The following is a 12,249-nucleotide window of genomic DNA, read 5'->3' as shown; positions in this document are numbered from 1 at the left end:
ACGGTGTCACCATGTCGGAGATCCCGCACGTGGAGGGCCACCCCTCCTATCACGACATCGAGTACTGGGGTCCGGTATTCGCGGCGCTCGCCGACACCGGCCTGGTGATGAACCTGCACATCGGCCCCGGCTTCGGCGCCCTGCGCATGGCCCCGGACGCGCCGATCGACAATCTGATGGTGCTGGCACCCAGCGTGTCCCAGATCGCGATCCAGGATCTGCTGTGGGGTCCCGCGTTGCGCAGCTATCCGGGACTGAAGGTGGCGCTGTCCGAAGGCGGCATCGGCTGGATCCCGTATTTCCTCGACCGCTCGGACCGCCATTACACCAACCAGAAGTGGCTGCGCCGCGACTTCGGCGGCAAGATGCCCTCGGACGTGTTCCGCGAGCACGTCATGGCATGCTACGTCACCGACAAGACCTCGTTGAAGCTGCGGCACGAGATCGGCATCGACATCATCGCGTGGGAATGCGACTACCCGCATTCGGATTCGCTGTGGCCCGACGCCCCGGAATTCGTCCTGGCCGAACTCGAGGCCGCGGGCGCCGACGACGCCGATATCGACAAGATCACCTGGCAGAACGCCTGCCGCTTCCTGAACTGGGAGCCGTTCGCGCACATCCCGCGCGACCAGGCGAGCGTCGGCGTGCTGCGGGCCCAGGCCGCCGATGTCGATCTCACCGTCCGGCCGCGCAAGGAATGGGCAGAACTGTACGCCCAGCGCGCCTGAACACCCGAATCCGGTTGTCCCCCATCTCTTATCGTTAGGTCCACACCATGCAGATGCTGGTCTTCTCCACCCCGCGCGAGGGGATGGACGACGAATACAACACCTGGTACACCGAGGTGCACATTCCCGAACTGCTGCAGATCGAAGGCATCCGTTCGTGTTCGCGCTATCGGGCCCCGCAGCTCGAGGGGCAGGGCGCCACCCACCGATATCTGGCGGTGTACGAGATCGACGGCGACGCCGAGGCGGTGTTCACACAGTTGCGCGCCAACTCGGCCGAGGGCAGATCCACCCTCAGCCCCGCGATCGATCCGAGGGCCACCCAGATCACCTTCTGGGAACCGCTGTAGAAACTCCGGTCGCCACCCCGGGGTGTCGACCGGCCACCACTCCCATCGGCGGCGCGCCGGCCTCTCGTCGCCGCCGATGGGTGCCCCGCCTCCCGCGAACTCGATATCCGCACACCTCACCGGGTTCGCGGGAGGCCCCTGCGTAAGGACCAATTCGTGACTGCCGCTCCCACCGCCGACCAACGACTGTTCCGGACCACCACCCGCGACTTCCTCGCCGCTACCGTGCCCGTGGACACGGTGCGCCGCCTCGCCGACTCCCCCGACGGCTTCGACCGGGACTGGTGGCGGCGCGGCGCCGAACTGGGCTGGACCGCACCGCTGGTCCCCGAACGGCTCGGCGGCGGGGCGGTATCGGGCGCCCCGATGGCCGACCTGGCGCTGATCGCCGAGGAATTCGGGCGCGCCTGCGCGCCGGGGCCGCTGCTGGCGGTGAATACCGCACTGGCCGGATTGCTCCGCGGCACAGGCGAGTTCGAGACTGTGATCACGGACGTTGTCGCCGGCGCCGCGATTGCGACCTGGGCCCACTACGAACCCGGAGCCGGTCTGCGCTCTGCTCCGTTCGAGACCGCGGCCATACCCGACGGTGCCGGATTCCGGCTGTCCGGGATGAAGGATCGCGTCGAATACGGCGCCCGAGCCGATCTGCTGGTCGTCGACGCCCAGGGGCCCGAGGGCCCGGTGCAACTGCTCGTGGCCACGGACGCACCCGGTGTCACGGTCACCCCGGTCTGGACGCTGGACGTCGTACGCCGCACGGCCACAGTCGTTTTCGACGACGTCCGCGTCGCCGGCGACGCCGTCGTGCACCGCGATCCCGAAGCCGCCGCGGCCGCCGCCGAGGAGCAGTTGCTCGTGGCCGCCACGCTGAGCGCCGCGGAAATGGCCGGAGCCGCGCAGCGGGCCTTCGAGGCCACGGTGCAGTGGATGTTCGACCGCTACACCTTCGGCCGTCCGCTAGCCTCCTATCAGGCGCTCAAACATCGAGCCGCCGATATCGCCACCACGCTCGAGGCGTGCCGGGCCACCTCCTGGGCCGCGGCCGCGAGCTTCGGCGACGACACCGCGAACACCGCCGAGGCCGTCAGCGTCGCGAAATCCTTCGTCGGCGCCACGGCCGGTGAGATCGTGCAGGAATGCGTGCAGATCCACGGCGGGCTCGGCGTCACCTGGGAACACGATCTGCACCTGTATCTGCGCCGGGTCACGCTCGGCCGGGCCCTCTACGGCACCCCGGCCGAACACCGGCGTCGGCTCACCGATCTGCTGGAGACGATCCCCGCATGAGCACCACCGAAACCGTCACCGCAGCAACCGAATCGGTCGACAGCTTCCGCGACCGCGCCCGGCGCTGGTTGCGGAACACGTTGCCGCCCGCGCCGCCGGTCCGCTCGGGCGAGCAGAAGTCACCGCAGGTGTGGGCCCGCGCCCGCGAACTGCAACGCATCCTCCACGACGGCGGCTTCGCCGGCATCTGCTTTCCCGTCGAATACGGCGGACTGGGGTTGAGCCCGGCCCACCAGCGGGCCTTCACCGAGGAGTCGCGCCCGTACGAGATGCCGCTGGCGCTCAACATTCCGACCCTGACCATCTGCGCCGCAACACTTCTCGACATGGGCAGCGAGGAGCAGAAGCGCACCCACATCGCCGCCGCGCTGCGCGGTGAGGAGTTGCTGGTGCAGTTCCTGTCCGAACCGCGCGGCGGATCCGATCTGGCCGGGCTCACCACCCGAGCCGATCGCGACGGCGACGACTGGGTGCTCAACGGTTCCAAGATCTGGAGTTCGGGCGCCTACGCCGCCGATTACGCGCTGTGCCTGGCGCGCACGGACTGGCAGGTGCCCAAACACGCCGGGCTGACCATGTTCCTGGTGCCGGTGAACTCCCCCGGACTGACCATTCGCCGGATCACCCAGGTCGACGGATCCACCGAATTCTGTCAGGAGTTCTTCGACGACGTACGGATCCCGGCCGACGCCGTCGTCGGCGAGGTCGACGGCGGCTGGGCGGTGGCGACCCGGCTGCTGCAGCACGAACGCAGTGCCGTCGGCGGCGGCTCCCCGTACGCCAGCGGCGTCGGCCAGCACAGCGGCCGCGACGTGCACAGCCTGCTCGACATCGCCCGCCGCACCGGGCAATTCGCCGACCCCCGCGTGCGGGAGGACCTCGGCGAGGCGCACGCGATGAATCTGGTCCACGACCAGCTCATCGCCCATGTCGGCGCCCGTATCGCCGCCGGCGAGCTGGCGCCCGCGGCCGGTTCGATCGTGCGCCTGTTCAGCGCCCGCAACTCGTGGCTGCAGGCCGACGCCGCCGTGCGCATCGCCGGCGCCGCCGCCGCGACGGGCGACCCCGGCGGCGAACCCGGCCTCGGCCGAGCCGGCCAGGAGTACCTCTACCGCCAGGCCTGGAGCCTCGCCGGCGGCAGCACCGAAATGGCCCGCAACATCATCAGCGAACGGGTGCTGGGCATGCCCCGCGAATACGCCGCCGACCGGGACGTGCCGTTCGATCAGGTGCGCCGGGGGCGGTAGGCGGGCGCCTGCCGGCATACCACCGCTTTTCCGGATGCCGGAGCGGTATGGGAGTTCCCTCTACCGCCCGCTCGGATTCCGTCTTCGCCTCTCGCCGGTCACCGGGCCTCCGTGAGAAGACCCGACGAGATATGCCTCGCGAAACACGACATTGTCTGTCGCAAAACGTATTTCGCGGTCGGGAACGGATCTGCTGCGACATCGACGGCTGCGCGACGTGCAGTTGTTCCGCCGCGGCCGTCACCGACCCCTCCTCGGCGACGGCGAGGGCGTATTCGAATTGCCGCAGGCTCATCGTTTCCCCGCCACCGGGGAGGCGTCTGCCGGTGTCTGCTGCGGGCTCAGGCCCGCGACGACCAACCCGAACAGCCGGTCCGCCTGTGCGGCCGGGTCGGCGCCGTGTTCGGTCGCCAGCGCGATCCCCACGATCAGGGTGATCAGGTCCGCCACCGTGAACGTGGTCGCGACCGCGCCCTCCCGCGCGGCGCGGCGCAGCAACGGCTCCCCCGCCTCTTCCAGCGCCGCCCCACAGCTGTTGTCGTGCACCGGATCCGATCCGGCACTGTCGTAGGACAACGCGACCGCCAGCCCGCGGGCGCCGACACAGTAGGCGACGACATCGCGCAACCACTCCAGCAGCGCGCCGCGGCTGTCCTCGGCGTCGGCGAGTTCCCGCGCGCGGGCACACAGCGCGTCGATCCGGGTGCGCGACACCGCTTCCAGCAGCGCGCGGCGAGTCGGAAAGTGCCGCCGCACCGTCGCCGACCCGACTCCCGCGACGCGCGCGATCTGCTCGAGTGACGCCCCGGCGCCGTGCGCCGCGACTTCCTTCTCGGCTACGGCCAGCACCAGCGCGTAGTTGCGGCGAGCATCAGCGCGTCGGCGTTCGGGCATCGCGTCACCTCCCGGGTTGCTAAACGGCGGGCCCCGCCATATCGTAGCCGAAAACAGAAACAGCGGGCCCCGCCGTTTAGCGAGAGGTGCACCATGTCCACAGATTCCGCACCCGTCCTGGTCACCGGCGCCACCGGCCGGCAGGGCGGCGCCACCGCCCGCGCACTCCTCGCCGCCGGCGTCCGCGTCCGCGCCCTGGTGCGCGACCGAAACACCGCCCGCGCCAAGGACATCGAATCGCTGGGAGCCGAGATGGTCACCGGCGATCTGCACGACCGCGAGTCGGTGATCCGCGCGGCCGACGGCGCCCGCGCGGTGTTCTCCGTGCAGATGCCCGCGCTCACCGATGCGGGCTTCGATTTCGACGGCGAGGTCACCCAGGGCGTCACTCTCATCGACGGCGCACGGATGGCGGGGGTCGATCAGTTCGTGCACACCTCGGTGACCGGAGCCGGTCAGCACACCGACGTTCCCGGCTGGGCCCCCGGCCGGTGGGCCGTCGAGGACTCCCTGACGGCAAAGGCCGCGGTGCAGGATGCGGTGCGCGTGGCCGGGTTTCCGCGCTGGACCCTGCTGAAGCCGGGCACATTCATGGAGAACTTCCTGCCGTCCATGCGGTACATGTTTCCCCGCGGAGTCGACGGCGGCCTGGTGAGCGTCCTGGCGCCGGAGACCCGGCTGTCGCTGGTCGCGGTCGACGACATCGGCCGTGCGGCCGCGGCGGCGCTCACCGAACCCGAACGATTCGACCGCGTCGAACTCGAGTTGGCGAGCGACTACCTATCGATGACCGAGATCGCCGCCACCCTGTCCCGCGCGCTCGGCATTTCCCTCGCGGCACCGGACATGACGGTGGCACAGGCCGTCGCTGCCGGCATGCCGCCCATGGGCGCCGCACTCGAATGGCTGAATGTGGCCGGCCAGCCCGGTCGACCCGACTACGCCACCGCCCTCGGCATCCCCCTCACCAGTTTCGAGCAGTGGGCACGCACGCACTTGCGCACCGACTCGGCGAGCGGGTAGTCCGCGCGCATCGGTTGCCGTCCGTGCGGGGCGGGCGGATCACGCCGGGGCCGGTACTGACACCATCGAGGTATGAGTGTGCAGGATTTCCGGGAACTCGCCACGGCCCGCTTGCGCGAGTTCGAGTTTCGAACGGTCGCGGACGCGCCCGGAATGCGACGCGCGAGCGTTGTGCTGTGTGTATTGGAACACGACGACCGGCCGTGCGTGGTCGTGATCAAACGCGCCTATCGCGGCCGCAACGCGGGGCAGTGGGCGTTGCCCGGGGGCCGGGTCGACGGTGACGAGACCGCGGTCGCGGCGGGATTACGCGAACTGCACGAGGAAATCGGCCTGGTCGCCCCGCCCACCAGTGTCCTGGGCAGGCTCGACGACTTCCCGGCAGCGTCCGGTTTCGCGATCACCCCCATCGTCGTCGCGCTCGATGATCCCGGCGCCCTCTATCCCAACGACGACGAGGTGCATGCCGTGCATTTCGTGCGGCTCGACCGGCTCGCGGCCGACGACGTGCCGCACTGGGTCGACCGGCCGGACGGCTCCCGGCTGCTGCAGCTCAGGATCGGCGACTCGATGACGATCCACGCACCGACCGGCGCCATCCTGCTGCAATTCCGCGATGTCGTGCTTCTCGGCCGCGAAACCCGGGTGGCGGATCTACTGCAACCCGATTGGACGCACAAGTAGGGCGGACCGCCGCCGAGTCACCGATGTCGGGCGGCCGGGCGCTTGCTGGACGGTCGGTTACGCCGGGGTATGAGGCGTGGGCGCACGGTCCAGCCAGGCCGCGAACGCGTCGAAGGTGAACGGGCGGCCGAGAAAGTCCGCCACCGAATCGGCCGCGTCGCGGGAACCACCCGGCGCGAGGATATGGTCGCGATACCGTTGCGCCACAACGGGTTCGAACAGATCACCGGCGTCGAACGCGGAGAACAGATCCTTCGCGATCACCAGGCTCCACAGGTAGGTGTAATACGCCGAGGTATAGCCGGCCAGATGCCCGAACGACGCTTGGAAATGGGTCTGCGGCACCGCGGCTATCCCGCTGTGCCGCGTCACGGCATCGATAACCACCGGGTCGTGGTCGGCCGGCCGATCCTGGTGCAGCAGATAGGAGATCTCGGTGTAGCCGACCTGCGTGAGGACCGAGATGCCCTTGCCGAATTCCTTCGCGGCCCGCATGCGCTCCACCAGTTCGGCAGGGATCGGCGCACCGGTCTCGTCGACGGCGAAGGTGGCGAGAATGGTTGCGTCCCATGCCCATTCCTCCAGCATCTGCGACGGGGCCTCGACGAAGTCCCATTCCGTGGCGACACCGGAGAAGCGCGCCCAGTCCTGGTGCCCGCCCACGACGTGGTGGATCAGATGCCCGAATTCGTGGAACAGCGTGACGACGTGCTGGTGCTCCATCAGTCCGCGAGAGAAGTTGCATACCAGCACGCCCTCGGGCAGGAGCTTCCCGGCGACGCCGCCGACGAGGTCGAATTGCGCGGCGTGCTTGTATTTGCCCTCGCGGGGATGCAGGTCCAGATAGATCCGCCCGCGTCGTTCACCGTCGGCGTAGACGTCGTAGACGGCGACGTCCTCGTGCCAGCGCGGTACGTCGACGGGCCGGTACTCCAATCCGAACAGGCGGCCGGTGACCTCGAGCAGACCCGCCCGCACATTCGGGAAATCGAAATAGCGGCGCACCTCCCGGGCGTCGACGTCGTACTGCTCGCGGCGCACGAGTTCGGTGTAGTAGCCGACTTCGGAGCGGTCGATGGAGGTAGCGGTGGGCTCGTCCTCGCGACGGCGGGCGAGCAGCGTCTCGAGGTCGCGCCGGCCCGCGGCGTCGGCGGCGCTCGCGATGCGCTCGATGAATTCGGCGATGGCGTGGCCGCTGCCGATCATCTTCACGTCGGCGTCGTAATCGGGCCAGCTGTCGAAGCCGAGCAGCCGGGCCTTCTCGGCCCGAAGATCCAGGATCTCGTGCAGCACAGCGTCGTTGGCGGGCCACCCGCGGCTTTCGAACTCCACGGTGAGGGCGCGGCGGGCATCGGCATCCCGGGCGTAGGTGCGCAGCGGCAGATAGTCCGGATAGTCGGTGGTGACCGTGACGAGCCCGTCCGCCGCGGGCGGATGTGCGGTGACGAAATCCGCGGGCAGTCCGTCGAGGGTGCCGGGCGCGACCCGGATCGAGCGGACGTCTTCACGGATGGCCCGGCCGAATTCCTGTTCGAGCACGGTGAGCCGCTCGGAGATCTCCCGCAGCCGCCCCCGGGTTCCCTCGTCGCGGTCCACACCGCTGCGCCGGAAATCGCGCAGCACATGCTCGCGCATGCGCGCCGACACCTCGTCCAGGTGCGAGGAGTCGGTGGCGACGACGATGTCGTAGAGGTCGCGGTCGAGATCTCGCTCGGTCCTGGCTCGGTCGACGTCTTGCACCAATTCCTCGGCCAGCCGGCGCACCTCGGAATCGGGGTGGACTTCGGCGAACAGGTGCGCGGCCGAATCGGCCTCGCGCAGTGCGATATCGGCGTCGTTCCACAATCCGAGCACATCCGCGGTGTCGCCCGGGGTAGCTGCCTTCAACTGCTCGACCGTGTCCGCCGCCGTCCGCAGCCGGTCGCGGACGTAATCGCCGAGCCAGTCCGGCCACCCGGCCGCGGGCAGTGCAAGCGGTTCGCTACTCATGCCCCGACTCTAATCGCGACCGGATTGCTGGACTGCGGCCGATCGCCACGTGCCGAACCGCGTTCGCGACTCACCGGAAATAGGAGGCGTACTCCGCGAACGGGACCTGCCCGGTGGGACTCGCCTTGACGGCGTCGACCACCGGGCCCGGAATGGGTGCCCAGTAGGCGGGCATCGCGGCCGCCAGCGAGGGCTTCAGAATGTAGATCAGCGCGAAGTTCACGGTCCACAGCGGCGGCGCCATCGACATGCCGACCACGGTGCTCAGATTTCCCTCGGTATTGGTGACCAGCTGGTCCGCACCCGAAATCTGTTGCGCCACAAATCCGTAGGCGGCCTGCACCGTATACGCGGACCGGTACAGCGCGACCAGACTCCGAGTCGCGCCGTTGTCCCGCAACCAGTTACCCACATATCCGCCGGGCGCGATCAGGGTGTTCACCTGCCGTGTCGGCGCGTCCGCGTTGGCCGGGCTCTCCAACATGCCGCTCGGATTCACATACAGCCCGTAGCTGCCCAGAGTCGAGGGCGTGCGTTGCCCCGCGACATCGGAATAGATCGGGCGGCCGACCGTATTGGCGAGGATGTCGACGCACGCGTTGATCACATTCGCCGCGTCACGATCACCGCCGACTCCCCCGCCGGAGCTGAGGTCCTGATACTGCTGATCGGTCAACGCATCCGCGCGGTCCAGCCCGATCCGCGCGGCGACCCGATCCGCCGCCGCCTCCCCGAGCGGCTGATTCAACTGATCCGTACTCACCATCTGCGTCGGCGCCACCTGCTCATATCCCGGCGCACCGGAGAAGGGAACGGCGAACCCGGTGCCGGCAACGGTTGCCACCGGTTCGCCCGTCGCCGTCCGATCCACCCCCAGCGAAACGATGCAGAGCCCGACCAGTACCGCCACCCCACTGATTCCACGGCAGCTCGATCCCCGCCGACGACCGAGACAAGCCAACCCGATGCTCTGCATACGTCAACCTCTCCGAATCATCGTGCGAGGTAACACAAGGTAGTGCACCAGTCAAACGCCACGCCCGACGCCGTGTCAAGGGCCCGGCGGCCGGCCGGCCCCGACCAGTCTGCGGTGGTGTGGCTCATCCGCGCCGATCGAGAGCCGAACCCACGCCACGTGCGTGCTACTAGGTTGCCGGCACGCCGCAGGCGGTACGAATGGCGAACTCGGCCTCCCGCCGTGTTCACCGCTGGGCGGCCAGTACCGCGGCGAGACCTTCTCGCAGGTCGTTGACGAAATACTCGGGAACTTCCAGCGAGGGGAAGTGTCCTCCGAATTCGGGTGCGTTCCACCGGACGATCTGGCGGTACCGCTCTTCCGCCCAAGGGCGCGGGGACTTTTCGATGTCGTGGGGATACATGGTGATCGCGGAGGGGACGTCGACGCGGAGGTCGGGGTCGAGCGAGTTGTGGCTTTCGTAGTAGATGCGGGCTGCGGATGCGCCGGTGCTTGTCAGCCAGTACAGGGTGACGTCGTCGAGAATGCGGTCCCTGGAGATCGTTTCGAACGGGCTGTCTTCGGTGTCGCTCCATTCGGCGAATTTGTCGAGGATCCAGGCGAGGAGTCCGACCGGTGAGTCGACGAGCGAGTAGCCGATGGTCTGCGGCCGGGTGGCCTGCTGTTTCGCGTATGCGGCGCGGTGGCGCCAGAAATGACGGGTTTCCTCTGCCCACTGGCGTTCGGTCGCGGTCAGACCGTCCGTTGGCATCCCGGGTGGCGCTTCCGCGAACAGCGAGTGGATGCCGAGAACGTGTTCCGGGAATCTGCCGCCGAGAACCGTGGTGATATTGCCGCCCCAGTCGCCGCCGTGGGCCAGGAACGTCCGGTAACCGAGCCTTTCCATCAGTTTCACCCATGCGGCCGCGATCTTTTCGGTGCCCCACCCGGTGGTGGCCGGTTTATCGCTGTACCCGAAGCCCGGTAGCGACGGGACCACGACGTGGAACGCCGGCGCGGCCGCGTCGTTCGGATCCGCCAATTCGTCTACTACATCGATGAATTCGGCGATGCTGCCCGGCCAGCCGTGCGTCAGGATCAGAGCAGTGGCATCCGCGCGTGCGGATCGCCGGTGCAGGAAGTGGATTCCCAGGCCATCGATCGTGGTGCGGTACTGGCCGATTCGATCGAGGCGCTCTTCGAACGACCGCCAGTCGTACTCGGTGCGCCAGTAATTCACGACATCGACCAGGTCGGCAAGAGGAATGCCCTGTGCCCATCGCTGGGAGCCGGGCGTGGTGCCGGAGACCGTCTCGGCCTCCGGTAGCCGAGCGGCGGCCAATCGTGCTCGCAGGTCGTCGAGGTCGGCGTCGGTGGCGCGGGCTTCGAATGGTTGTACGTCGATGGAATCGGACGTGGACATCGGATCGAGGTGGCCGAGTGCGGACATGAGACCTCCTGGTCATCGCGGAACCGGCTACCGCCTGTCGTGAACCGGCTAAGACGGTTCTAACACAGCGGTGGGACAGGCCGCAACCAGCTAAGGTGGTTCTATGCCTGCTGGGTTTCCTGATTTCCGCCTCGGCGCCGTGCTGGCGACCAGCTTCACGGGGACCCTGTCGGAGCGGCACGGCGAGCCTGTGGAGCGCATTCCCACACCGCAGCGACTCGTCGATTGGCTGGAGGTGAACGGCCTGGCCGTGGATTCCTGCACCACCACCCAGCTCGACCTTGCCCGGGAATTGAGGGAAGCAATTCACGCCGCCGCGACAGCGGCCGCACTCGGCGACGCGCTCCCCGCGTCGGCCGTCCGAATCATCAACGACCGCAGCATTCAGGGCCGGGCCGCAGCAATCCTGACGCCCGACGGGACACGTCGATGGCGACTCAGCGCGCCCTCCTGCGTAGAAGACGCCCTGGGCGTCGTCGCCGCCGACGCGATCGACATCATCTCCGGCGAACGAGACGGAAAAATGGCCCTGTGCGCTTCGCCGACCTGCCGAGCCGCCTTCTTCGACACCAGCCAGAGCCGCACCCGCAAATGGTGCGATATGAACACCTGCGGTAACCGCCAGAAGAAGGCACGCTTCAACGCCACCCACCGCAAGAACACCCGAAGCTGACGACACGAAAGCCTCTGGTTCGCAATGTATTCGATCCTGCCGAAGACCATGCACCGTCGTGAACTACACCGCGGAGCCAGATCGGACGGCACCCGCGTCGTGACCGAGGTCGCGGCTCGACACGCCTGTCCAGGCTCCGTCTGGTTGGGGAGAACGACCTGGGTGTAGATGTCCGGGTCATCGAGCATGACCGGCACCATCGCTTCGGGAGGCATGTCCGAAGCGTCGTCGGTGCGCCACTGACAGTCCTGCTCGCCAGGTGCCGATGTGCCGGCGAGGCCCGGTCAGGTTCACCGCGGACTCGACTCGGACAAGACCTCGGCCAGCAGCCGCGATCCGGCAAGACCGAACCTCGAGTGTCAGTCGACCGGGCTGAACTAATCGTGCAAACCTCCGCACAAAAGCCGGAATCCCGCACAAATCGGGGAGGTTTGCACGATTTGTTAACCCGGCACGAGCATCTGAGGCAAGCTGCTCGGAGAGACGACGATCAGGGGTGCGCGCGCTCGTGAACCGTCAACCCCATCGTCGTAGCCAGCCACCGGCGGGCCCGTGCGTGGAATTCGCGCGCAAGTCCCGCCCCGGGCGCCCAGCTGTCGAAACCGTGGGGTGCTCCCGGCACGATATCGAGCTCCACCTCCACGCCCGCCGCGCGCAGACGCTCCGCATAGGCCACGTCCTCGTCGTGGAACAGGTCGATGGTGCCGACCCCGATCCAGGTGGGCGGGGTGCCGGTGAGGTCGCCGCGGCGGGCGGCTACGGCGAATTCGGGCATGTCGGTGGCGCCGGGTGGGGTGGCGAGGTAGCTGCTCCAGCCGTAGAGGTTGTTGTCGTTGGTCCAGCCGAGATGCCGCAGGGCGTCCAGGTCGCGGCGGGCGGCGGTGCGGTCGTCGAGCATCGGCGCGCTCAGCCACAGGGCGGCGGGGCGGGCGCCGTCGGCGGCGACGAGGCGCTGGCACAGGC

13 protein-coding genes are annotated in these 12,249 nt (G+C 68.4%); 7 read left to right on the top strand and 6 right to left on the bottom strand.

The features are described from left to right. The 4 genes from RJ03_RS28305 to RJ03_RS28290 all read left to right on the top strand — a co-directional run. A partial coding sequence (locus RJ03_RS28305; RefSeq protein WP_036508113.1) for an amidohydrolase family protein occupies positions 1-731 on the top strand: 731 nt, incomplete at its 5' end. A 47-nt stretch (positions 732-778) separates the two neighbouring features. After that, entirely contained in the window at positions 779-1,081 is a 303-nt protein-coding gene (locus RJ03_RS28300; RefSeq protein ID WP_036508109.1) for an EthD domain-containing protein, read from the top strand. Between the two features lie 156 nt (positions 1,082-1,237). Beyond that, on the top strand, positions 1,238-2,371 hold the full coding sequence (locus tag RJ03_RS28295) for an acyl-CoA dehydrogenase family protein (protein WP_036508107.1): 1,134 nt from the start codon (positions 1,238-1,240) through the stop codon (positions 2,369-2,371). After that, positions 2,368-3,618: an acyl-CoA dehydrogenase family protein gene (locus RJ03_RS28290; protein ID WP_036508105.1), complete on the top strand. Its 1,251-nt coding sequence runs from the start codon at positions 2,368-2,370 to the stop codon at positions 3,616-3,618. The genes RJ03_RS28295 and RJ03_RS28290 overlap by 4 nt, the downstream gene beginning before the upstream one ends. Here the strand turns inward: RJ03_RS28290 and RJ03_RS39100 are convergent. Next, complete coding sequence (locus RJ03_RS39100) at positions 3,536-3,913, bottom strand: LysR family transcriptional regulator (RefSeq protein WP_373281730.1); 378 nt, start codon at positions 3,911-3,913, stop codon at positions 3,536-3,538. The genes RJ03_RS28290 and RJ03_RS39100 overlap by 83 nt on opposite strands. Further along, on the bottom strand, positions 3,910-4,512 hold the full coding sequence (locus tag RJ03_RS28285) for a TetR/AcrR family transcriptional regulator (RefSeq protein WP_036508103.1): 603 nt from the start codon (positions 4,510-4,512) through the stop codon (positions 3,910-3,912). The genes RJ03_RS39100 and RJ03_RS28285 overlap by 4 nt, the downstream gene beginning before the upstream one ends. Positions 4,513-4,605: 93 nt before the next feature. Here RJ03_RS28285 and RJ03_RS28280 point away from each other — a divergent pair, with 93 nt between their 5' ends. Together RJ03_RS28280 and RJ03_RS28275 are read left to right on the top strand one after the other, a co-directional pair. Then, positions 4,606-5,535 carry an NmrA/HSCARG family protein gene (locus tag RJ03_RS28280; RefSeq protein ID WP_036508101.1) on the top strand — a complete coding sequence of 310 codons (930 nt, stop codon included), beginning with the start codon at positions 4,606-4,608 and terminating at the stop codon, positions 5,533-5,535. Between the two features lie 72 nt (positions 5,536-5,607). Next, positions 5,608-6,219 carry an NUDIX hydrolase gene (locus RJ03_RS28275; RefSeq protein ID WP_036508099.1) on the top strand — a complete coding sequence of 204 codons (612 nt, stop codon included), beginning with the start codon at positions 5,608-5,610 and terminating at the stop codon, positions 6,217-6,219. Positions 6,220-6,276: 57 nt separating this feature from the next. Here RJ03_RS28275 and RJ03_RS28270 read toward each other — a convergent pair whose 3' ends face one another. From RJ03_RS28270 to RJ03_RS28260, 3 genes are all read right to left on the bottom strand, one after another. Then, complete coding sequence (locus tag RJ03_RS28270) at positions 6,277-8,208, bottom strand: M3 family metallopeptidase (protein ID WP_036508097.1); 1,932 nt, start codon at positions 8,206-8,208, stop codon at positions 6,277-6,279. 70 nt (positions 8,209-8,278) lie between these two features. Next, complete coding sequence (locus tag RJ03_RS28265; protein WP_036508095.1) at positions 8,279-9,184, bottom strand: hypothetical protein; 906 nt, start codon at positions 9,182-9,184, stop codon at positions 8,279-8,281. 226 nt (positions 9,185-9,410) lie between these two features. After that, positions 9,411-10,613 (bottom strand): epoxide hydrolase family protein, encoded by a 1,203-nt coding sequence (locus RJ03_RS28260; protein WP_218001018.1) that lies wholly within the window; start codon positions 10,611-10,613, stop codon positions 9,411-9,413. 103 nt (positions 10,614-10,716) lie between these two features. On the opposite strand from RJ03_RS28260, the gene RJ03_RS28255 reads away from it, so the two are divergent. After that, a complete protein-coding gene (locus tag RJ03_RS28255) occupies positions 10,717-11,286 on the top strand; it encodes a CGNR zinc finger domain-containing protein (RefSeq protein WP_036508093.1) in 570 nt (189 codons plus the stop codon). A gap of 490 nt (positions 11,287-11,776) precedes the next feature. On the opposite strand, the gene RJ03_RS28250 is transcribed toward RJ03_RS28255, so the two are convergent. Next, a partial coding sequence (locus RJ03_RS28250) for an alpha/beta hydrolase fold domain-containing protein (RefSeq protein ID WP_036508091.1) occupies positions 11,777-12,249 on the bottom strand: 473 nt, incomplete at its 5' end.

The organism is Nocardia aobensis NBRC 100429 (assembly GCF_000308375.1).
Classification (GTDB): Bacteria; Actinomycetota; Actinomycetes; order Mycobacteriales; family Mycobacteriaceae; genus Nocardia; species Nocardia aobensis.
Note: the sequence above shows the minus strand (reverse complement) of the source record. Positions and strands in the feature narration are given on the sequence as shown.